Source organism: Secundilactobacillus odoratitofui DSM 19909 = JCM 15043 (genome assembly GCF_001434895.1).
GTDB classification, from domain to species: Bacteria; Bacillota; Bacilli; order Lactobacillales; family Lactobacillaceae; genus Secundilactobacillus; species Secundilactobacillus odoratitofui.
Window position 1 is genome coordinate 1 of sequence record NZ_AZEE01000029.1, and the last position, 23,520, is coordinate 23,520.

General features: G+C 45.8%; 15 protein-coding genes. 4 read left to right on the forward strand and 11 right to left on the reverse strand.

Features of this window, described 5'->3' with window-relative positions:
• The 5 genes from FD04_RS08265 to FD04_RS08285 all read right to left on the reverse strand — a co-directional run.
• Positions 1-4,919 (reverse strand): KxYKxGKxW signal peptide domain-containing protein (locus FD04_RS08265; RefSeq protein WP_156660427.1); only part of this gene is annotated, 4,919 nt, incomplete at its 3' end.
• Positions 4,920-5,437: 518 nt separating this feature from the next.
• Positions 5,438-6,946, reverse strand: a complete 1,509-nt coding sequence (gene xylB, locus FD04_RS08270; RefSeq protein WP_056948227.1) for a xylulokinase — start codon at positions 6,944-6,946, stop codon at positions 5,438-5,440.
• 199 nt (positions 6,947-7,145) lie between these two features.
• Positions 7,146-8,492 (reverse strand): xylose isomerase, encoded by a 1,347-nt coding sequence (gene xylA, locus FD04_RS08275; protein ID WP_054700478.1) that lies wholly within the window; start codon positions 8,490-8,492, stop codon positions 7,146-7,148.
• Between the two features lie 1,029 nt (positions 8,493-9,521).
• Positions 9,522-11,357 (reverse strand): sensor domain-containing diguanylate cyclase, encoded by a 1,836-nt coding sequence (locus tag FD04_RS08280; RefSeq protein ID WP_235805686.1) that lies wholly within the window; start codon positions 11,355-11,357, stop codon positions 9,522-9,524.
• 79 nt (positions 11,358-11,436) lie between these two features.
• A complete protein-coding gene (locus tag FD04_RS08285) occupies positions 11,437-12,618 on the reverse strand; it encodes an ROK family transcriptional regulator (RefSeq protein WP_235805675.1) in 1,182 nt (393 codons plus the stop codon).
• 479 nt (positions 12,619-13,097) lie between these two features.
• Here FD04_RS08285 and FD04_RS08290 point away from each other — a divergent pair, with 479 nt between their 5' ends.
• Positions 13,098-13,652, forward strand: a complete 555-nt coding sequence (locus tag FD04_RS08290; protein ID WP_056948229.1) for a cysteine hydrolase family protein — start codon at positions 13,098-13,100, stop codon at positions 13,650-13,652.
• A 12-nt stretch (positions 13,653-13,664) separates the two neighbouring features.
• The gene (gene greA, locus FD04_RS08295; protein WP_054700469.1) at positions 13,665-14,132 is read left to right on the forward strand and encodes a transcription elongation factor GreA; all 468 of its coding nucleotides are present in this window, start codon (positions 13,665-13,667) and stop codon (positions 14,130-14,132) included.
• 734 nt (positions 14,133-14,866) lie between these two features.
• Here the strand turns inward: greA and FD04_RS08300 are convergent.
• The 5 genes from FD04_RS08300 to FD04_RS08320 all read right to left on the reverse strand — a co-directional run bounded on the left by FD04_RS08300 (position 14,867) and on the right by FD04_RS08320 (position 20,877).
• Positions 14,867-16,147, reverse strand: coding sequence for an O-acetylhomoserine aminocarboxypropyltransferase/cysteine synthase family protein (locus tag FD04_RS08300; protein WP_056948231.1), 1,281 nt, complete (start codon positions 16,145-16,147; stop codon positions 14,867-14,869).
• A 1,334-nt stretch (positions 16,148-17,481) separates the two neighbouring features.
• Positions 17,482-18,132 (reverse strand): ABC transporter permease, encoded by a 651-nt coding sequence (locus FD04_RS08305; RefSeq protein WP_054700466.1) that lies wholly within the window; start codon positions 18,130-18,132, stop codon positions 17,482-17,484.
• The gene (locus FD04_RS08310) at positions 18,132-19,064 is read right to left on the reverse strand and encodes an osmoprotectant ABC transporter substrate-binding protein (RefSeq protein WP_056948233.1); all 933 of its coding nucleotides are present in this window, start codon (positions 19,062-19,064) and stop codon (positions 18,132-18,134) included. Before FD04_RS08310 ends, FD04_RS08305 begins: the two co-directional genes overlap by 1 nt.
• An 11-nt stretch (positions 19,065-19,075) precedes the next feature.
• Positions 19,076-19,705 (reverse strand): ABC transporter permease, encoded by a 630-nt coding sequence (locus FD04_RS08315; RefSeq protein WP_054700463.1) that lies wholly within the window; start codon positions 19,703-19,705, stop codon positions 19,076-19,078.
• Complete coding sequence (locus FD04_RS08320) at positions 19,702-20,877, reverse strand: betaine/proline/choline family ABC transporter ATP-binding protein (protein WP_054700460.1); 1,176 nt, start codon at positions 20,875-20,877, stop codon at positions 19,702-19,704. Before FD04_RS08320 ends, FD04_RS08315 begins: the two co-directional genes overlap by 4 nt.
• Before the next feature lie 876 nt (positions 20,878-21,753).
• Between FD04_RS08320 and FD04_RS08330 the strand changes: the two genes are divergently transcribed.
• Together FD04_RS08330 and FD04_RS08335 are read left to right on the forward strand one after the other, a co-directional pair.
• Positions 21,754-22,161, forward strand: coding sequence for an organic hydroperoxide resistance protein (locus FD04_RS08330; RefSeq protein ID WP_056948236.1), 408 nt, complete (start codon positions 21,754-21,756; stop codon positions 22,159-22,161).
• Between the two features lie 367 nt (positions 22,162-22,528).
• A complete protein-coding gene (locus FD04_RS08335) occupies positions 22,529-22,939 on the forward strand; it encodes an aggregation-promoting factor C-terminal-like domain-containing protein (RefSeq protein WP_056948238.1) in 411 nt (136 codons plus the stop codon).
• 112 nt (positions 22,940-23,051) lie between these two features.
• On the opposite strand, the gene FD04_RS08340 is transcribed toward FD04_RS08335, so the two are convergent.
• Positions 23,052-23,474, reverse strand: coding sequence for a hypothetical protein (locus FD04_RS08340; protein WP_054700453.1), 423 nt, complete (start codon positions 23,472-23,474; stop codon positions 23,052-23,054).
• Positions 23,475-23,520: the final 46 nt, after the last annotated feature.

Here is a 23,520-nt window from a genome sequence, read left to right on the forward strand (position 1 = left end):
TCCTTGATCGTTACGTTAGTGCTTGGCGTTGTCTGGCCAGTTACCGTGTAATCATCATCCGTACCCTTAGTAATTTCTGCGCCAATCACATCATTAGGCATCGTAACTTGAGTCGTGACAGCAGCATCACCAGTACCAGCCGTAACATTCACAACTGCGCCTGGCGCTACATTGCCATCAGGGATAGTAGCTGTAAAGGCACCAGTCTTTGAATCTGCCTTAACCTTAATTGGTTGCTTATCAGCGCCAAGGATTGGGTCACCATTGACATCAGTCAAGGTTACCGTGGTACCAGGAGTTGCTGTTCCAGTCACATCATAGCCTTTATCAGTGTCATTATGCATAACAGTCACACCAGTCATATCTGATGGGACAACAACTGGTGAAGGTGTAGCATCATCATCCGTCAGGTAAACGGTTTCCCCTGGCGTTACAACACCAGCTGGAATGTTAACCGTCACTGAACCATTGCTGTCACTAGGACCAGTAACTTCGTTTCCGTCGCCATCCAAGATAGCCTTGCCATCTTTATCAGTCAATGTGACGATAGTGTTTGGCTTTGCCAATCCTGTCGCCTTGTAAGTGCCATCATTAGTGCCATCTGCGCCAGTGTTTGGCGTAATCTTAGCACCAGTAACATCATTTGGTAACGTCACTTTAGTTGGCGTAGTTCCTTCAGAGGTAACGTACGTCGTATCAGCTGGTTTAAACATTCCTGCTGGAATATTTAGTGTAACGTTACCAGCACTATCAGCGGTACCAGTAATTGCCTTACCGTCTTTACCAGTAACTGGATTGCCATTTTGGTCTGTCAAACTAACCGTGGCACCTGGTGCGGCGGTACCAGTAACGGTATAGCCGTCAGTTGTCGTGTCATGAGTTGTGCTTGTAACGGCAAATTGTTGTGGCACAGTAATCGTTTTAGCAGCACCACCCTTTGGTGTCACTGTAATCACGTCGCCTGGTTTAACTTCGTCATCAGCAGTACCAGCCGGCAAGTTCATTGAGAAGTCACCATTTGCATTTGAAGTAGTTGTAAGTGCCACTTTAGATGGTAACGTGATGGTAACCTCAGTATTTGCAGTTGCTTTACCAGTTAACGTGAAATTACCTTCAGAATTTGGTGTGATCTTTAAATCGTTCACTTCAGTCGGCACAGTTACCATCACTGCGTCCCCACCATCAGGCACGACTAGTAATGTTTCACCGGCTGTAACTGAATCACCAGGTACAGTCATTTTAACGGTGTAAACTGGGTTGCCGTTAGCATCGTTAATTTGGTTACCATCTGCATCTAGACTTGGGGTAACCGTACCAGTAGCAAACGTTTTAGAGTTATCAGCATTAGTAACTGAAACTTTCAAGGTCGTGTCTGGTGTGTCGCCACCAAAGCTGATGTCAGCTGTAACAGTGTAATCATCGTCATCTGGGTTCGCCGTCATTTTAGGATTTGAAGCTTCTGGCTTAACTGAGAGGACAACGTTACGGGCAACTGTGAAGGACTCTTGAGGGTCTTGCCCCAAATACATGTTATTGGCATCGACCGCATTGTCACCAGTTAGCGATGGGTTAGTCACAGCAACGTTATACAATTGAGAAGCCGTGACAGTTGTATTATCAGCAGTTGTTAAAGTTTGTTGCGGAACAACGTTTTGCAAGCCAGGTGTCAATGTAACGCCAGTTTGCACGGTAGTTCCCGTAATTTTGCCAATTTTGGTACCAACAAGGGCTTTATCATCTGCAGATAATACTGCTAATGGATCACCAGTATAACCATCAAACAATGTATCGGCCCCGGTCGACACACCGCTAGCATCCGTGGTCCAGTTAGTGTAGACAATCTTGCCCTTAACAAGGCTGGCAGTCCGATAGACGTTTACTGTGCCAAGGTCATGATCATTTGGCACTGTGACAGTAATTGTCTTGCCAGAAGCGTCCTTGGTCGTTACAGTCGTCACTGTCTTGCCAACACCATCTGCAGTATTGAGCACTGTGACATTTCGGGTACCACCAGGTAGATTATATGAAAGTACTTCATTTACCGTACCATTCAGATAGTTAGCGGTTAGGCCTTGTCCTTGACCTGGGTGAGTTGGTGTGAAGGTATCTGACTTCACTTGAATCTTGATGGTTTCACCTGCAGCAGTCAAATTCAAATTAATCGTTGAACCAGCTGGGTGAGCAGCATCGTCAATCAAATAGTTAGTAGGTACCACAACTGTGTAAGTCTTGGCGTCACCAACATTACCAACGATACTCGTGCTGCTGACAACATCGCCATCCGCAGTCACATAGTTAATGGTAGCAGTGGCTTTTTCAGGGGTAGCATTTTGCAAAAGCTCAAACATGTTTTGGTAATCAGCAATATTAATCGTGTACGGTGAAACTGTCCCGTAGTCTTGCGTACTGCCGATTTGACTAGTGTACCAACTCTTTGAATCATTTGTTGCTGCAGGGTTCTGCCATACAAATTGTCCGGCAGTACCGTCTGCGACAGTTTCCAATTCATTGGTGTAAGTACCATCATTCAATGCTTTTTGAGTAATCTGGTAACTCTTCATCTGACCGCCGTTATTGTAGTCATAAATGGCTTGGGTGACCGCTTTGTATTCAGCGTCGTAGATTGAGTTAATGAGACTGTTAGTTGGGCTCAATTTATCATTGTAATCCTTAACCTGACCATTCCACCCGTTGATAATGGCATCCGAACCTGTATTGGCTTCGCTTAGGTAGAACTGACTTGCATCTTCCTGTTGACCATTTACAGCAGCAGTCAAAGCTGCCTGCTTAATTTGGCTCAAATACTTATCAGACATGCGGTAGACACCATCATGAGATAGGGTCGTATTAGCAGTGCCAGTGTAAGTTGTGAAGTCCAATTTATTGGAAGTATTAACATTATTTGTGGTTGTAAACGTACCATTATTATCCGTAATGGAATTAGCAGCGTTCAAATAATCATTCAAATAATCGTTTTCACCGTCAATACCAGCCACATAATCAACACGTTCGATTGCGGCACGGATCGCGGTGTACACTTTTGTAACGTATTCTGAGAAAATTTCTTGTGGGAAGTTGATTGGACCTAACCAATCACCAATTTTAATAGCGCCTTGGTACCCATAGTTAAACCCATTCATAATGGTAAAGGTGATATCTGCAAATGTTGTGCCATCATTCAAGAATTGCACATCAAAGTCATTTTGACCGGCCAATGAGACCGGGTTACTCAAAATCGAACGTTGTAAATATGATTGAATCAATGGTTGGAATAACGGAATATAGTAATCCCAAACTTTGGTTAAATCATTCATATTCTGTGAAATCGCCTTAATCGCAGCAGCGTTGGTTGTGTATGCCAACGAAGTAGGATCACTCAGTGACGCGATTGCAGCTGCAGTTGCACCCGTGTAGATAGCATATGCACCTTTATAATCATCCGAAAGTTTTTTATTAACTGACGTTTCCCCAATTCCAAGTGTGTTACCGATTGGAAGTGGAATCGTCGTACCATCCTTGGCGTAATTGTATTGAATAGAATTAGCATACGAAGTAGCATTATCGCCCATGCCACCGGCCAAACTATCATAATAAACATCTGTAGCTGCAGCCCATTGCTTGATAAACGCCTTGTATCCCTCTTGGTACTGGGCGTCTGAATTATTAGAAGCCGTATTAATTAGCCATGAGCTAAAGTTAGTAACATCAATGCCATATGGCGTTGTTGTCTTGGCAAAGTTTGAAATATTAAGTCCAGTCACCTGGTTTTGATTTACGAGGTTAAGCAACCCGCCTTTGTCTTGTTGTTGAACGCCGGTAACATTGTAAAAAATGTCTTTTGAGACATCAGCGCCATTGGCAATTCGACCGACTTCATAGACCTTACCTAAATCAAAAAGGTCACCTAGCATTTGATAGCCAATAACAACACTACCAAGTGCATTACCAATCGACGAAAGCGTAGCATAGCCCTTGTTACCCTGTAAGTCTGCAGCCGCGGCCGAATAACCAGCCTTATATTGTGCGCTGGTTGGATCTGCAACAACCGCAGAAACCACGTTAATGGTTTGGGCAACGCCGGTCCGCTTATAAAGCGCAACAGCGGCAGCCTTAGCATCCTCGATTTGTTGGTTGCTAGGGTTAACCAAGGTCGTGACGTTTGGTGCCGACGTTACCGCGGCAGCTAACGTGGTATTCAGGGCAGCAACTTGTGCAGCTACCCCGGTGTTAGCCGTCTTAGCCGTATCAGAAGCAGATTGGGAGGTTGTTTCTGATGCTGTGTCGCCGGTCACTTGAACCGTATCAGTCACGATTGTTAAGCCATCAGTTGAGTTATCAACTGATTCAACAATCTGACCTGTGAGACCACTGGCTTGTGTTGAGGCATTTACAGCCGCCTTAACCGCATCATTACCAGTCTTAGCGCTAGTAGCTGTGCTCGTTGAATCAGCCTTCGTGATATCACTGGCTGTCTTAGCCGCACTACTATCGTTTGATGCAGCACTACTGTTGTCAGTTGCAGCAGTAGTCGTTTGTTTCGATTGATCAGCTGTTTGCGTAGCTGAAGAATCGGCACTAGCAGATGCAGTGTCGTTGGCATTAGTTGTAGCTGTTGCAGAATTTGCATCAGCTGCAGGTGTTGTTACTGCTGTACTGCTAGTTTTCAGTGCAACCGATTGTGCATTTGTGGTTGACGCTGAACTTTGAACCCCATCGGTACTACTTGTGTTCTCATCGCTAGTGCTTGAGGCCGTCGTGTCGGCTTGTGCGACTGACGTTCCCATCCCCAAGGTGGCTAACATAAACATCCCAGCAAAGAGCCAAACCGTTTTCGCTTTATACATCTTAAAGCTAGTTTGCTCTTTTTCTTGACGGATTAATCCGTTGTTCTTTGAGACTTTTCTATAGTCTTTCTCCAAAGTAAATTCCCCCTTTATGTAACTAAATATATCTTATAAATTATTAATTATCAACCATATTTGTCTAATGAAAATAATTCGGAAATCAGCGAAATTTTTTTCATAAATGTTACCTTAATTTTTAAAATCGGTGTTTGCTTACGGGCGTATAAAGCCCGGCGTTTCATAAATAAGTGCACGTGCACCTATTTCTTTTTAATTCTTTTAAGTATCCTGTTTTGTAAAGTTTTTAAAAAAATTTATTATATAGGGTTAACTAACACGCCAATTTAATTAACCCCATTAAGTTCTTTTTATATAAGTTAAACTAATTATCCTTTATTTATAGGTAAGTTATTAATTACTTACCTATACTTATTTTTAATTTTTCGGACATGTATCTCTACTTCCTCACAGAATCAGGCTACTCAAAACAATCATTTACAGATAAAAACGGCCCCATACAAATCCAGAATCAGGATCTATATGGGGCCGCTTTATACACTAATCTCTAGGCGCATTGCTTCGCACCTTATTTCCTAATCATTTTCCCGTCGATAGTCCAGTAACTCGTGACTGATCTCTTTGGTTTGTGCGTACACCTTTGCGTAGATTTTGTGTAATGTATCGTATTTCTTGGCATTTTCAGGGTTAGGCAGGTAAGCTTTGCCGAAGTGCACAAATTTCTCGGCACATTCTTGGAAATCTTTGAACCAGCCCAAACCGACTGCCGCCATCATAGCAGCACCCATGCCAGGCCCTTGCTCGTTGGTCAAGCTGACAACCTTCTTGTTGAAAATATCAGCTTGAATTTGGAGCCAGAGTTCACTCTTTGCGCCGCCACCAATGGCAACGACAGTGTCAAAATCATTGTTGTGTTCGTCATAAATATCCATGATGTCGCGGAATGAGAAGATGATACCTTCCAACACAGCACGAACAAAATCATACTTCTGATGGGTACCGTCTACACCAGTAAAGCTCCCACGAATGTCAGCATCCGCGTATGGTGCCCGCTCACCCACGATGTAAGGCGTGTACAACAAGCCGTTGGCCCCTACCGTTGATTTGGCAGCACTGGCCACCATGTCGTTAAATGAAACGTCTTGGGCAAACGTCCGCTTGAACCAGTTCAGTGAATAACCGGCAGCTAGCGTCACACCCATTGAGTAGTATGAATCAGGAATGGCGTGATCTTCGAACTGCAAGACACCATGGTAGTCAACAGTTGGGTCTTCCTCGTATTTCAAAACCACACCAGAGGTCCCGATACTTGAAAGGACCATGTTGGGTGACAGAATACCTGCACCAACCGCACCAGCAGCGTTGTCAGCAGCGCCACCGAAGACTTCCGTGTGCGTATCTAGGCCAGAGAAAATGGCGTAACTGTCTGAAATTTTACCAGCAGAATCAATTGACCGCATCAAAGGTGGGCACATGCTGGTTGGAATATCAAAGGCTTCACAGATTGTCTTACTCCAGTCACCGGTCTTCACGTCCAATAACACCGTCCCGGTTGCATCGGAATAATCCATGGCTAGGTTGCCGGTCATGCGGTAACGAACGTAGTCTTTAGGGAGTAAGAAAGTCTTAGCTTTTTCCCAAATATTTGGTTCATTTTCCTTTACCCATAACATCTTAGGGAGTGTGAAACCTTCCAGTGGCTGGTTCTTCGTAATTTCAACGAATTCATCACCAAGTTTGGCTTCGATTTCTTCACGCTGCTTCGTGGTCCGTGTATCGTTCCACAAAATGGCCGGACGTAACACTTGGTTGTTTTCATCCAGTAAAACCAACCCGTGCATTTGACCAGAAAAACTGATCCCTGAAATTTCTTCAGCCTTAATATGATCGTTCAAAATCAGACGCACAATGGCAACCGTTGTACCTGAAACCCAGTCTTCAGGGTTTTGTTCACTGTACCCAGGACGCGCCTGAATCAGTGGATAATCGTAACTTTGTTGGGCAACGATCTCGCCCTCGCGATTCATAGCGGAAACCTTAACGGCACTGGTCCCAAGGTCAACGCCTAAAACGTATTCGTTCATGATGGTGTACTCCTTTAATTATTGGTTAGTTTAATAATGTTTTTCAAATATGACTGACAGCCAAAATGAAAGTTTTCTTCTATTATATAAAATACTTTTCATGGTACTACTGCGCTATCACGATTGTAACGTAGCATAGTAATAGCAAAAGCAGCCAGCAGACAATGAGGTCTACTGGCTGCTTCGTCAAATCGTAAAATTATTTACCTAAAGTGTTTACGATGTAGTGGTTAATCGTGTCCTTAACTTGTTCCAAGTGATCTGAACTCGTAGCAGCACGTAATTCAGCTTGGGTCTTGTCAAGTGAGTAGTTTTCAAGGTCAGCCATAGTTGCCTTGCCTGATTCGATATCAGCACCGATACCACTCTTGTATGAGCTGTAACGATCGGCAACAAGGTTATCAAGGTAGCCGTCTTCTTGCATCTTAGCAGCAACACGGAGGCCGGCAGCAAAGCTATCCATACCTACGATGTGGCCGTAGAACAAGTCGTTAGCTTCAAATGATGAACGACGAGGCTTTGAATCGAAGTTCAAACCACCACGAGGGCCAATGCTACCTTCTTTGAGGACTTCTGTCATAACGGCAGTGGTCTCGTACAAGTTTGAAGGATATTCATCAATGTCCCAACCAATTAACTTGTCGCCTTGGTTAGCATCCAATGAACCAAGTAAGCCGGCTTCACGGGCAACGCGAACTTCGTGTTGGTAAGTGTGACCTGCCAAGTTGGCATGATTACCTTCAAGGTTCAACTTGAAGTCTTTGTCCAAACCGTATTCCTTCATGAAGGCAATGGTAGTAGCAGCATCAAAGTCGTATTGATGAGTCGTTGGTTCCTTTGGTTTTGGTTCAAGCAACATTTGTGCATCGTAACCAATTTCGTTAGCGTAGTCCTTTGACATGTGGAACAGCTTTGCAGCATGTTCTTGTTCAAGCTTCATGTCAGTGTTCCAAAGTGATTCGTAACCTTCACGACCACCCCAGAAGACATAGTTTTCAGAGCCGACACGCTTACCAATTTCAAGACTGTGCTTCAATTGAGCAGCTGAGTAAGCAAAGATGTCAGCGTATGGTGAAGTACCAGCACCGGCAACGAAACGAGGGTTAGTGAACATGTTTGAAGTGTTCCATAATACCTTCATCCCAGTGGTCTTTTGGTATTCAACGATCCGGTCAACAACTTTGTCCAAGTTAGCGTTGGTTTCACGTAAAGTGTCACCTTCTGGCGCTAAGTCACGATCATGGAAGGCTAAGTAATCAACACCGAGCTTACGGTAGAATTCAAAAGCGTAATCAACCTTAGCTAAAGCACTGTCCATTGGATCACTGTACTTGTCGTAAGGACGAATAGCAGTACCATCACCGAATGGGTCAACCAAACGTTGGTCAAATGTGTGCCAGTAAGCAACTGAGAAGCGAAGCCAGTCACGCATCTTCTTACCTGCGATTACTTCGTCAGGGTTGTAGTAATGAAATTCAGCACCTGAACCATTACCTTTGTTGCCAACGTATTCAATATTCTTCATGTCCCATAATTCTTCAGCCATTGAAACAGCCTCCTCAAAATTTTTTAAAGTTAAATTCAATTAGTTTGTTCAAACAACCAACTCACAAGTCATAGTATAGCGCTTACATCTAAAATTGCAACCCCTTCCATGTAAAATACTTTTGATTGTTTCGTTGAGTCCCTGTTGTTACGGGCTTTCAATGGACTAAAATTTTACTGAAACTTCTTTTCTTTGGGAGACTTGCTTATCAAGCTGAGGTTAACTATGCTAGTTTCGCATCACGGTCACTTCACTCCGGTCTAGCGACCTTTGCCGACTGCTCTGGGACCGTCTTCAACCGCTTCGCGTTTTACGACTCGTCTTTGAGCCTAGCAAACTTCGCTAGGCTCAAAGACGTCCAGTCTGACTAAGCGCGAAACGCGCAAAGTCAGACGTATCAGTGCAGCCAGCAAAGTTCACTAGCCCTCCGTTACGTTACATCATCAGTTGAGTGACACTGCTACATGACAGTACTTCACATTGATACACTTGGATCGTCAGTTATTGTTTTTTAATACAGTACCTATTGAAAAATAGGTGCATGCATAGAAGCTGATTAGCCATATATATTTCACCTTTTGAAGTGAATGGCACTAATCAAATGCACCTATTATTAAATAGGCACTGTATACTTTTGATGAACTTGAATACGCCATAATCATTGCTTAATCCAATAATTTACAACGCTATACTGCGATTAAATAAATTCACGCAATCTCTAACGTGGCTATAAATCACTACTACGTAAGCCGTAGCGTCGCCAGTCGTTGCTGGGAGCTGTGACAGTGGAAAATGTTGTTAGGTCGAAGTAAGTCACGGCCCCATCGTGGCTTGCTTCGGCCTTACAACATTGGACGCTCCTGAGACTTGCCCTTCAGGCTCAGGAGCGAGGCGGAAGACGCGTAGCGGCTGCAGCCGGTCCCACAGCCACAGGTCCCAGCAACGACTGGCGGCCGGAGGCGGCCTTAACACAACAACGCAAAAAGCACCCAATCTCAACAACAGAGATTAGGTGCAACGAACAACAACTTATTCAATTCGCGGCAAAACAGGTCGATCGAAGAAATAACCCTGCAGGTAATCCGCTAACTGATTTTCAACTAACCAGTCAACCTCCTGCTGGTTTTCAATGCCCTTAACAATCAGATACAACCCGTTTTGGTGAGCAACCTCTGACCACACGACCAGCGCATCGCGGACCTTTTGCTGATGGGTTTCCTGGGTTTTCAAACTGAATTTCAAACCATCAACGTAGTGTAACACGGCGTCAAATTCGTGTGCTTTAGATGTGGCCGTAATGGTATCAATCACCAGCTGAACCTGTAACTGGTGATACTTAGGTGCCAAGTCAATCAAAACATCGCGTGATGGCATCCGCTGCATTTCAATCACAATGTTGGCCAAACTAGGGTGTTGTCTTCTAAATGTTTCCAGCAAGACAAGGGTTTGCTCTGATTGAAACTGAAATTCGTTCAAGTTTACGATTACCGTGTCAAACTGGGTCTCTTTAATCAGGTAAGCTAGCATCCGCAATTGAGTCGCAACGGTCACGAAGAAGTAGCCGGGTTCCACCCACCGCTTGTGCGCATAATCGTAATACCGTACTAACAACTCACTTGCCATGCAATCTAGCTTACCATTCATGGGCTTAACCACCCGTTGCGGGGAGAACACATAGGTTGCCACAGTCGTATCGTGCTGTTTGCCACCCAGCGTCTGCCCGTCAATGGTGACCGCATCCCGCCCGTTTCGTTTGCTTTGATAAAGGCTATCATCTGCGCGACGATACAGATTTTCAACTGTATCCGACTCATGAGTCATCGCGGTTACCCCAATCGAAACCGTGACCTTCACATCGTAGCCACGGTAGTCGAAGCGTTGTTCACGAACTGCTTGCCAGATAGTTTGGACCATTGATCGAACTTGTTCGGCGGACCGATTCTGAAATAAAATGGTGAATTCTTCGCCACCGGTTCGGTACAAGTAGCGATCATCGCCACTCTCCTTGAGCACGTTCATTAGCGTTTCAGCTACACCAGACAACACCGCGTTACCCGCCAAATGCCCATAGGTATCGTTGATTTGTTTGAAGTGGTCCACATCCAGCGTTGCCAATGTTAAGGCTTCGTGATTTTGCTGGGCTAAATTAAATAAATGTGTGATTTCTTCCTGATATAGGGTGTAACTCTTAGCGTTAGTCAACGCGTCGTAGTTAGCTGAGTGGGCAATTCGCGCATTCACTTGGCCAACGTGGTAGCGGTGCACCCAGTAACTGGTGGCGACAATGTCCATCACCATAAACATTAGAATCGCTTGCCAAGCAATCTTAGTGCTCATTTCAATCCCGGCAGAAAAACGCGGGAGTAACAGCCAAAACGCCATCGCCATGTAAAACATCATCCCAATGTTGAACCAACGCCGGTAACGCAGACGCTTCCCGTACCACCACATCATGCCAACGCCAATCAGTAATAGCACGATTGAAATGGCAAACTGTGGTCGGTCAAAATTACCCGCATGGTGCATGGACCAAACCGCTAGTAGCGCAACTATGCGTGTCCCAAACTCCCACCAAGCCATATCCGTGTCAAACAAGGTAAATACCAGCAGGAATAGTCCCATGTTGTGAAACATCATCGCGTTAAGAACGACGTGATAACCCATTAAATGAAATAGCGTGCCGATTCCAATTGAGGCCAGTAGCAACAGCCAACGTCCCGCAAACCGTTTCATGTGACTGGTCTGTTGTTCAACAACGTGGCCTAGCTCTTGGTAAATCGAGATGAAGCCCGCCATAAATAGACTTGAAATGATAATTTGGGTCGCTAAAAGCGGCCAGGTGAGTAACTGCAGATTCATCGTCATATTCAAGTCAGCTGATCCCCCTTACACAATATGTAACGGCCGACCAAGCTCCCCATGAGCTTGCCTCGGCCGTTGGTGCTTAAAGCGCTTCTTGCGCTGCAAAATTCAGTTGGAAATCTTCCATTTCAAGGACTTCACGCGTTACCAATGCGCACCCGCCTAAGAGGGTCGCATAGTGCGAATTCTTAGTCACCTTGATTGGAATCGATGCCGAAGTCACCATCCGCTGGTACGCCATTTCAATACTTGGCATCAACTCTGGCAACGCCTCAATTAGCGGTGAGTTCAAGAAAACCGCGTCCGGATCAAAGCTGTTGGCGGTATTAATAATGATCTTCCCAACGTTATCCGCAAAGGCCGCTAACGCCCGCTTAGTGACATCATCGTCTTGCTTAAATAACTTCACCACGTCCTGGCGGTTTAGCGGAATATTAGCCTTTGCCTCGCTGATTTGGTTAATGATTGCATCTTCTGAACAGTAATCTTCGACCTTCTTTGGTGCTGACACGACGTTTGACCCAATTCGTAGTGAACGGCCAATTTCACCGGCTTCACCGTGAGTACCACGGTATAAGCGCTGGTTGATAATCAAACCGGCCCCGATGCCTCGGTGAATACTGATTGTCACCGCATTGTTCACCGTGTGGCCAGGATCGTTAAAGTCGCGTTCGTAAACAGCCGCTGCGTTGGCTTCGTTTTCTAGCAATACCGGTACTTGATACTTGGTTTCGAAATACTCAGCCAAGTTAACATCTTCCATATCCAAGAAAGGTGAGTAGGTCACTTGATTGTCATCCACAGTCCCATGAATCGCAAAGCTGATGCCTAACAAACCGTGACGGGTCTGATCGTAACCGGTGACCTTTTTTAGTTGTTCATCGATTAGCGGCAAAATTTCTTTAATGGTTAAATTTTTGACGTTCACCTGCGTGTACGCCATCACGTCGCCTGATAAGTTGTTTTGCATCACGTGCAAGTGGCGGTAGCCAAAGTCAAAATTCATAGTGTAGCCGTACCGCCGATTGATAGCAATCAACACGGGCTTGCGGCCACCAACTGTGGAAGCCGCACCCTCCCCAAGTTCTTCGACGTACCCCTGCTCCTTTAAATCGTTGTACAGTGAAGAAACAGTGGACTTATTAAGCGATAAATTCCGAGAAATTTCAATTCGTGAAATTGGTTGGTGATTGAAAACCTGTGCGAGCACAGATTGGATGTTTTGCTGATGCAACTGCATCCGGTTGCGAATTGTGTTCGGCACGCGAACACCTCCCTATATTGTTTGTTGTACTAATTATGTAGCACAGTTGTTTAGTCTATGTGAGTTAGTTCTGAACTGGCGCTGTTGCGTATCGCAAAGTGGCTTGGCCACGGTTAACAGCACGGTTGTCGAGCGATTAGTTACCCAAATCTGGTCGCTCACATATTGCATTATAAACGACTATTGGTTTAAGGGCGACCCCAACCGTTAAAAAGTTAGCCATTACTGACCCCCAAAAAAACGGCACATTAATTCATACCCCTAATTGTACACTAGCCAATGATTGGAACGAAGCCTCTTTCGATGAATCTAGTCCCGAACTTTTTGATTCTACCGAAAATAACTTGTCATTGACGAGCGTTTTGACTTGCCAGACCAACTTGTCATAGCGTATTGTACTGTTAACGTCACGTCATGTAGGCGTTTCTCATGATATTTTTTGTTTGAACATCAGTCTTAATTTCTCGGAGGGAATCAGAATGGCAGCTAATGAAGCACTATTGATTATTGATTACACCAACGATTTTGTTCACGATAAGGGGGCTTTGACCTGTGGCGGCCCCGGACAAGTTTTGGAACCAGAAATTATTTCACTCGCAGATGCAACTGAAGCTGACGGGGGCTGGGTAATTTTACCAACCGATGTCCATATGCCGAACGATCCGTATCATCCAGAATCAAAGCTCTTTCCCCCACATAATGTTCGTGGGACTTGGGGACGCGAATTCTATGGCGATCTCAAGCCATGGTTTGAGGCCCACCAAGATGACGGCCGCGTTTACATGTACGACAAAACGCGTTATAGTGCCTTTGCAGGGACCGATTTGGACCTGCGCTTACGTGAACGGCACGTGGACACCTTACACTTAGTCGGTGTCTGCACCGATATCTGTGTGCTCCACACCGCCGTTGACGCCTACAATTTAAATTACAAGATTATTGTGCACAAAGACGCTGTGGCTGCTCTGACCCCTGCTGGTCAGGACTGGGCACTGGATCATTTCGAACACGTGTTGGGTGCACAAGTCGTTTAAGGATGATTAGGGATGCAACCGTATTTTAACAAAGTCACACAACAAGGTTATGACAAAATCGCCGCGGAAATTGAGGCACTCAAGCAAGACCGCCCAGCTAAAATTGCAGCGTTATCGGCCGCTCGCGCCTTGGGCGATTTATCTGAAAACGCCGAGTACAGCGCCGCCAAACGCGATTTACGTCACCTCGAAAGCCGACTGCGCTTTTTAGACAAGCAACTCCGGTACGCACAAGTTTATGCGCCCACTGACAATGCCGTGATTGAAATCGGCAAACACGTGACGTTGCAGTTTCAAGACGATGGTTCTGAGGAAATTTTCGAACTGGTCGGTAATCCTGAGGCTGACATTGGCGCCAACAAGGTGTCGCTGTCGTCGCCGATTGGTAAGGCGTTGCTCGACCACACTGTTGGTGACGTGGTCACAATTGCTTCGCCCAATGGTGATTATCAAGTTAAGATTCTTTCAGTTACTTTGTAGCTCACTTTCTGGCTGTCTTTTTAGGCGGCCTTTTTTAGTCTAAGAAACACTTGCGTGTTCTGTCACTTCACTCCGGGTTAGCGGCCTTTTCCGGCTGCTGTGGGACCAGCTGCAACCGCTCCGCGTTTTCCGCTTCGGTTATGAGCCCAAAGTTCAGTCTCATAACCGTCCAGTACGACTAAGCGCGAAACGCGCTAAGTCGTACTTATCACTGCAGCCAAAAAAGGCCGCTAACCCTCCGTTCTCGTTACATAGTGCGCATAATGCTTCTATTAAATTAGAAAACCAGCCTAGAAATAATACGTACTAAGTCTTGTTTCTAGGCTTTGTCGAAGCTCATGGAAGACAACTATTCGACAAACTGTACACCGTTAAGTCCGATACTTGTTCATTAACTTCAGTAGCCGTAGTGCCAGAAGCAGACTGGTTGGCGGGTGGTGGCAGTGAAAAATGATGTTAGGGTGAAGTGACGCAAGAAATGTACTTCTTCTTGGGTTACTTCACCCTTACATCATTGGACGAATCAGAGACCTGCCTTTTGGGCTCTGGTTCGAGGGTGAAAACGCAAAGCGGTTGAACCCGGTCCCACAGCCACTACTCGCCAACCAGTCTGCTGGCGGCCGGAGGCGACAGTAATGAAAAAACGCCACGTAGCAAGATACCACGTGACGTTAAAAGTATTTCGTCAATCAATAGTTCAATCTGAGAAATCGGCACTTCAATTGACGCACTTCCTAAATTTTGTCTAGCGCTTGCTTAAGATCAGCAATCAAATCATCCGCATTTTCAATCCCAACCGAAATCCGAATTAAGTCCGGTGTGATCCCCGTTTGCTTCAATTGCTCTTCGTTTAATTGCGCATGGGTCGTTGAAGCCGGGTGAATGATCAACGAGTGGGCATCGCCAACGTTGGCGAGCAATGAGAACAAGTCCAAGTTTTCAATCAGTTTCTTGCCGGCTGCTTCGCCACCCTTTAGACCTAACGTGAAGATGGAACCGGTGCCCTTTGGAAAATATTTCTGAGCCAATGCATGGTACTTACTATCTTTCAAGCTTGGATAGTTGACCCACGCCACTTTAGGATGGTTGCTCAAAAATGCTGTGATTTTTTCGGTGTTGGCCACGTGGCGTTCAACCCGTAGTGATAGTGATTCAAGACCCTGAATCAATAAGAACGAGTTAAATGGACTGATGGCGGCCCCAGTGTCACGCAAAGTTTGGGCCCGAACCTTAGTGGTGAAGGCAGCTGGTTTCAGGTCGTTCCACACGATGCCGTTGTAGGTTGGGTCTGGCGTGGTGAAGTCCGGGTATTTGCCACTGGCTGCATAATCGAACTGGCCATTCTCCACAATGACGCCACCCATAGTTGTGCCGTGGCCACCGATGAATTTGGTGGCGGAATGGACGACAACGTCTACGCCGTGATCCAGCGGTTGAATGAGGTATGGGGTGCCAAACGTGTTATCGGCAATTAAAATGATGCCGTGTTCATGTGCAATTTTAGCAACAGCTTCGATATCAATGATGTTGATACCAGGATTGCCAATCGTTTCAATGTACAATGCCTTGGTATTATCGTCGATGGCTGCCGCGAAATTTTGTGGGTCATCTGGATCAACGAAGGTCGTTGTGATGCCTAATTTGGGTAAGGTGACACTGAATAAATCATAAGTCCCACCGTAGAGTGTGCTGGCAGCGACAATATTATCACCGGCATTGGCGATGTTTTGTACCGCAGCAGTTACGGCGGCAGCACCGGTTGCTAAAGCGACCCCGGCTGTCCCGTTTTCAAGGGCAGCAACCCGTTGTTCAACAACGGCAGTCGTGGGATTGGTCAAACGGGTGTAGATATTCCCCGCATCCGTTAACGCAAACCGACCAGCAGCTTCGGCCGCATCCTTAAAGACGTACGACGTGGTTTGGTAAATTGGCACGGCACGTGCACCCGTTTCATCAACCACTTGGCCAGCGTGAACCTGTTTCGTTTCAAAGTGCAATGCGTTATTTTCTGTCATAATGATAATCCCCTTTAGTCGTGTATTTTTATCAAGCTCGTTTGTCATATGTGTATAGCGTCCGAAATTCAAAAAAGCGTTCGCCCCATACCAGCATTTAGCTAGTATGGGACGAACGCTCGTGTTACCACCCATTTTCGCGATTCACTTGCATAAATCGCCTCAACGACACCTGTTGATGTCTGGGATCGTAACGCATCCTTGCGAGTTAACCGCGTGAACGGCCAACCTTCAATTTGGGTTCATTCGTCGACTTAACACTCTCCTGCCTTTCACTGGCCACAGGTCGCTTTGTGAGGTCTTATCGCTTACTATTCCCATCCGAATTTCATTTTCTAATTGCTATTTAATGTACACTTGATTCTTTTGTTCGTCAATAGTTTTTTTGAACTAATTTTTGTTGTTGGTAAAAAATACTACTCAGTGGGTTGTTTGTCGCCTACGGCTTTACGTCAGTCGGGTGGCGTGGTCACTGCTATGGGGCCGGGTCGAGCCCCAGAAACGGTCTCGACCCTCGAATTCAAGCCCCGCCTAAGGTCATTGCGGGTCTTAAATTCGTCCCCGACTGCGTTGCAGTCGTTTCACAGCAGCGACCACGCCACCCGACTGACCGCCTGCGGCTACAAAGAGTCATGCTTTTACATACTGAATTGAGTAGATTACTGACACGAAATTGGGAATTAGTCTGTTCTAGTTTGACCACCCTATTTTGAAAAATTGCAGACCGAATACATTAAGAATTACTCAATCACACAAAGCATTCATTTTCGTTGCTACTGTTGAACGCCTTCATTGAAGAATAAAATAGCCTAGATAACGAGTTCAAACAACTAAGGTATCATTTCACACTCATGTATCCATAAATCCACTACATGTAACGGAGGTGACCGGGCCTAGTTTACCTGTGGTGAAGGTGCCGTTAGCGGCTTTAGCGCTTACGGCACGGACGTTTCTGAGACTTGCGGGGTTGGCAAGGCTCAGAAGCGAGACGGAAGACGTGGTTTTCGGCTGCAGTCGGTCCCACTTCAGGTAAACTAGGCCCGGTCACTGGAGTGGGCGGATTGTGGGGTGGTGTTTACTTAGTGGTTAAAGTTGAGGGCTCGACTTTTACATAGCCGAATCGGGCTATACCAACCAGAGAGTTGCACATAACGAGCCCCTGCACAAAGCCAAATTCGGGCTTTATGCAGGGGGTATATACTCGACTTTTATATTGCCAAATCGGGCTACACAAAGCAGAAACTTGCACATAAGGCCCCCAAGCAATAATACCAAGTTCAGGTCTTATTGCTTGGGGGCCTTATGCTCCAGTTTCTAAACGCTTTGTTCCGCACCTAAGCCGTTGGATCAACCTTCTTCTCCACCCATGCCAGGGCGACATCAAGAATAATCGCCATGAGGGCAGTTGGTAACGCACCGGCTAAGATGATGGCGCTACCGTTAGTGGCATTGGTGCCTCGGATGATGATGTCCCCAAGACCACCGGCGCCAACGAAAGTCCCGATAGCTGTAATACCGATGGCGAGCACTAACGCATTTCGTAAGCCGGCCATGATCACCGACATGGACAGTGGCAGTTCAACTAACCGTAGCAGTTGTAACCGCGTCATGCCCATCCCTTTCCCAGCATCTAGCAGGCTAGGGTTCACGTTACGCATGCCCGTATCCGTGTTTTTAATAATTGGTAACAGAGCGTATAAGAACACAGTAACAATCACCGTGTTCACACCCAGGCCAAGACCAATCATGATGATGGACAGCATCGCCAGTGATGGAATGGTTTGAATCACGTTAGCAATCCCAATCACCGCACCACTCAACTTACCATGGTGGGCAATGAAGATGCCGATTGGAATTCCGACAATCGCCGCAATCAGCACCCCGTAAACTGAGATCAAGAAGTGCCGGCTAAATTGTGATAGCACGTACACGCCGTTGTGTTGGTAATAGTACAGGAGTTGTTCCCATAAATTCAAGTGTGCCATTAGTCGTCACTCCCTTCAAAGTAGTTGTGTTGTTCGAGGTACTGCTTGGCAACCACTTCAGGCTCCATCAAGTCGTTATCCACCTTGTAGTTCAACGTCTGCATGGTCTTCAAACTAATTTTGCCGTTTAATTTCGCAATAATTGGTTTCAATTCCGGGTGCTTCTTGAGCACCTTGTTAGTTGCCACTGCGCTGGCATCGTATGGTGGGAAATACTGTTTGTTATCCTTGAGCAATTTCAAATGATAACTATTGATTCGGCCATCAGTTGAATACCCTAAAACGGCATCCATCTTACCAGCTGCCACGGCGTCATAAACCAACCCAATCTGCATTGGGTGGACTTGACCAAAGGCAAAGCCATAGGCCTGTTTGAAGCCGTCATAGCCATCACCCTTCCGGTTCAACCAGATTTGGTCGATCCCGACGGACATCTTACTGGCCTGTTTCTTCATGTCACTCACCGTATTTAAGTTATACTTTTTAGCGGTTTGCTGCGTCACCATCCAAACGTAGGTATCTGCAAACCCGTATGATGGGAAATACGTCATGTGGTATTTCTTATCAAAGGTTTCACGCACGTGGTTGGTGGCGCGAGTTCGGTTACGGTCAACGTTCTCACCCATAATGGTGGTTAAGTCGGTTCCTACGAACCGAATTGATGAGATATCAGCTTGGTTATTCTTCAGAGCGTTAAAACTCACAGTCCCAGAACCCAGGTTATTGATAATTGTTGTGTGTAGTTTTGAATCATGTTGAATCATATCTTGTAGCATGTAAGCCATAATTTGCTGCTCAGTTGTGTTTTGTGACGCGATGCGAATCGTGTCGCTACTGCTGCCGGATAGACCGGGGAAGCCACAACCGGCTAAACCAATGACGCTCACCAGGGAGAAGCCCAACATGAGCAGCCATCTTTTGATGTGTTTCATGTTATCTCCTCCTATTCGTGGGTCGTCCTGGGCGTTAAGGCGACTTCTAATTTGCCGAGTAACCAGTCAACGATCAGTGCTAACAAAATCACTGGAATCGACCCACCCAAAATCAAGTCAGTTCGGTAGAGGTTTAACCCGTTAAAGATAAAGTCACCTAACCCGCCGGCACCAATGTATGACGCCAGGGCTGCCCAAGCAATGACGTAGGTCGCGGACAGACGAATACCAGCCATGATCACGGGACCGGCCAACGGCACTTCCACCTTAATGATGGACTGCCAGTTGGTCATCCCCATCCCCTTAGCTGCATCCTTCAGAGATGGATCAACGTCATTCATACCTAAATAAGTGTTACGCAATATTGGCAACAACGAATAGATGAATAACGCCACGATGGCTGGTGTGGCACCAATCCCAAAAATTGGAATCATGAAGGCTAACAGAGCCAGCGCCGGAATCGTCTGTAGCATACTGGCAATTGAAACCACCACGTTGGCAATTTTCTTAGCGCGGGTCAACAATACGCCAAGTGGTACGGCGACAATTACCCCGAGGCCAAGCGAAATCGCTGAGATGTACAAATGTTGCCACGTTTTACCCACCAATTGTAGTCCGTAAACGGATAAAAAGTGCATCATTTGGCATCACCACCTTGAGCCGTGGCATCCTCTCGTTCATCAGTTTTATCGGGTTCACCCCAAAGGGCATCGTAAACGATATCCACTAAGGCGGCCCGGGTCACGATCCCCACAAGCTTATGTTGGGCGTCAACCACGGGCACGTTCTTGAAGCCCCGTTTCAAAATCCGCTCAACCGTATCACGAATCAGCGAGTCGGACTTCACGTAAAAGACGTCGTTATGCATGACATCGCCGACACTGGTGGCTGTCTTAAAGTTGTAGTCGATATCTTCAATGTCGAGATAGCCCTTCAAGTTACCACCTTGGTCAGTGACCAGCAGCGAATCGACACGCCGGTCATGCATCATCTTCAGCGCTTCTCTCAGCAACTTATCAGGTGTGATCGAAGCCACGTTTTTCAACATAACTTGGCCAACGGTGGTGATACTTGGTCGCGCTTGAATCAGACGATCCTTACCAATCAAGTTCTCCACGAATTCGTTAGCTGGGTGCCGCAAAATTTCATCGGGTGTCGCCACTTGCATAATCTTGCCACCGTCCATGACGACAATCTTAGTCGCCAAAGTCAGGGCTTCGTCCATATCATGGGTCACGAAAACCACGGTTTTACCCAAGCGAGTCTGCAAGTCCTTAATTAAATCCTGTAGAGACTCCCGCGTAATTGGGTCCAACGCGCCGTATGGTTCATCCATTAAAATTAAATCTTGGTCAGCTGCCAAAGCCCGCACAACACCAATCCGTTGTTGTTGGCCACCTGACAGTTCTGAGGGATAGCGGTCGAGAAATTCAGTTGGTAATTCAACCAACTTGATCATTTCTTCAGCGCGCTGATCCATTTTAGCTTGTGACCACTTGAGTAACTTCGGCACAATCGTAATGTTTTGCCGAATGGTCATGTGCGGCATTAAGCCGATATTTTGAATCACGTACCCAATTTTACGACGCAATTGGACCGGATCCATGTCACTAATATCCTTACCGTTTAATTTAATCGTCCCAGAAGTCTGCTGTAACATCCGGTTAATCATTCGCATAGTCGTTGTTTTACCAGAACCTGACGTCCCGATAAAACAAACAAACTCGCCCTTTTCGATTTCTAAATTGAAATCATCAACGGCCACTTTACCGCCGCTGTAGGTCTTGTTTAGATGCTCCATTGATAAAAACATCGGTGTTATCCCTTCCTCTCCGTTTAAAACGTAAACAAGTGTCCTGTATGTCCACTCACTTCATTGTAACACGTTTAGTTTTTGGGCTTAATGGCTGGCCTTGAAATGATCGTTACTTCATTATAATAATTTTCTTTGTGCGTGATGGCTTTAGTAGTGACCAAAGTTGTAGTTGACGCCGCCTTCGGCCGCTGGTGGGAGTGGTTGGTTGCTGCGGGACCGGCTTCAACCGCTTCGCGTTTTCAGCCTCGCGCCAGAGCCTTGCCAAAACCGCAAGTCTCTGACCCGTCCAAGGTTGTAAGGCCCAAAACGGGTGCAATAACCCCGCACCCGCCTTGGACCTAACAACCTTTTTCGCTGCTACCAACCACCCCCACCAACGGCGCTACGGCTAACATTGTGTTGTATCGACCTCAAGAATTACATTTGGATACGCGAGATTGCGCATAATTGAGCCATGACCCTTTAATGTTTCTAACGTTTGATGTTATCACCATTTTTGATAAAATCGGAAATCAGTCCATTATTTTGCTCATCACCAGAATGACGTTTAAGCAACTTAATTATTCATTGTAACGGAAGCGGAAGTTATCAACCTTGGCCAATAGCAGTGACTAGTCCTTGTTAGCGCGCAGCGGTTACAAGGACTGGACGGGTTTGAGACTTGCGAACTTAGCGAGGCTCAAATCCGAGGCGGAAAACGCGAAGCGGTTGAAGCCGGTCCCACAGCAATTGGCCAAGGTCGATAACTGGAGCTGAAGTGACCTGCAAAAAGCAAAAAAATAAAAAATGTATGCGTTTACCTTGGCATTTTAAAGGTGTTACGTTATAATTAGATTGTACACAACCTAATTAATAAAAAGCGAGGTAATTTCAATGGCTAAAAAACTCTACACGACAACCATGACCAACACCGGTGGCCGTAGCGGTGAAGTTTGGTCCAACGATAAGAAGTGGGACTTTAAGATTGGCACTCCAGGCGTTGATAAGGATTCAACCAACCCTGAACAGCTGTTTGCAGCCGGCTACGCATCGTGTTTTAACGGTGCGCTTGAAATTGCCCTGCAGCAAGCCGGCGTTACGGCACAGCCCACTGTCCGTGCAAAAGTCTCGCTCTATCAAGAAGGTGACGGGCCTGACTTCCACGTTGGTGTTGAACTCTTTGGCCACATTGACGGCCTAGATGACGCAGAGGCTGAAAAATACATGGCGCAAGCAGATCAAATTTGCCCATATTCAAAAGCAACGCGCGGTAACATTGATGTAACATTAAGCGTTGAATAACATTGGTTTTCCCACTATAAGCTCATATTTAACCGATTTCGAGGGGAATGGGTTATCTATGAGCTTTTTAATTTTGATGAGGATTTCAAGCCAACCAGTAATAAATAACGGGTCCATACTGCGACGTTTTCATCGTTATCAATCTGGCCACGAAGTCGATAACCATGGCTTTCCAGCAATGTGCCTTAGCACTTGTTTTTCATGATTATTTCACTGCCATTTATTTCTTAAGATTTTCTCACGGCTCTTGCTCTTCGTGAAAAATTGTGCTTTGTTTCTCACATTTAACTCGCGCTTAACACAACTGAAACATTCCCCGTGTATGCTAATAGACAGTGAGATACACGAATAAGGGGATTTTAAATTTATGTCAAAAGCCAATATAAAAATTAAACTCGCATCATTATTATTAATCTTCGGGTTCGCCTTTGGAATGGCTACCGACGTGACCTCTAACTTTGAAGGTCAATCTCAAACGACAACGGCCCAAGCTTCAACTAAGGTGACCGCTAGCCAAGCTAAGCAAATTGCGAAGATCAACAGTTCATTATCTAAAACTCAGAAAAAAGCCAAAAACTGGATTGCCTACCGCGAATCTGGCTACAACTACACTGCTCGTAACGGAAACTGTTACGGTCGCTACCAGCTCTTAAAGTCATACCTACACGGTAACTTGGGTGCAGTCAACCAAGAAAAAGTTGCTAACGCATACGTTTCAGGTCGTTACGGTACCTGGACTAAAGCCAAGAAGTTCTGGCAAAGCCACCACTGGTACTAAACTGTACCCGTGGTCACTACGCAGTGTTGCGTAGGATTACCTACATAATTGAATCGCAAACACCCCGAATCGATACTGATTTGGGGTGTTTTTTGTGATGTTCAAATTTTGACTATCTTCTAAAAATAAAATTCGTATAACGAGGATTTGCAAAAGTTAAATCCTTTGCATAAATTTTATGGGCATTGTAATACTTAATCTTATACCGCCATGGAATACCACCCTCTGGCGCATTTCCATAAATCCGTCCGACCAAGTAGTAAGTATGCTTGCCTAAGTATTTATACTTCACTTTGTAAGTTGTATAAACATCGATGGCAAAAGCCGGCGTATAGCGCATCGCCTTTGTCCCAAATTTAATTGAGGCATGACTTGCGAGCCCTTCCTCATGAAATGTCTTGGCCTTGTAGGTTTTGTTCCGAAATACTTTAGGAATTCCCGTATGTACTTTGGCTGCACTGGCAGTTATTGTGCTGCCTCCCAAAACACCAAACATCCCCATACCGACCGCAAGTGTCACCATTATTTTTTTCATAGTTTTCCCTCCCGATAAACTCATATTACACTTTTAAGCGAGCATT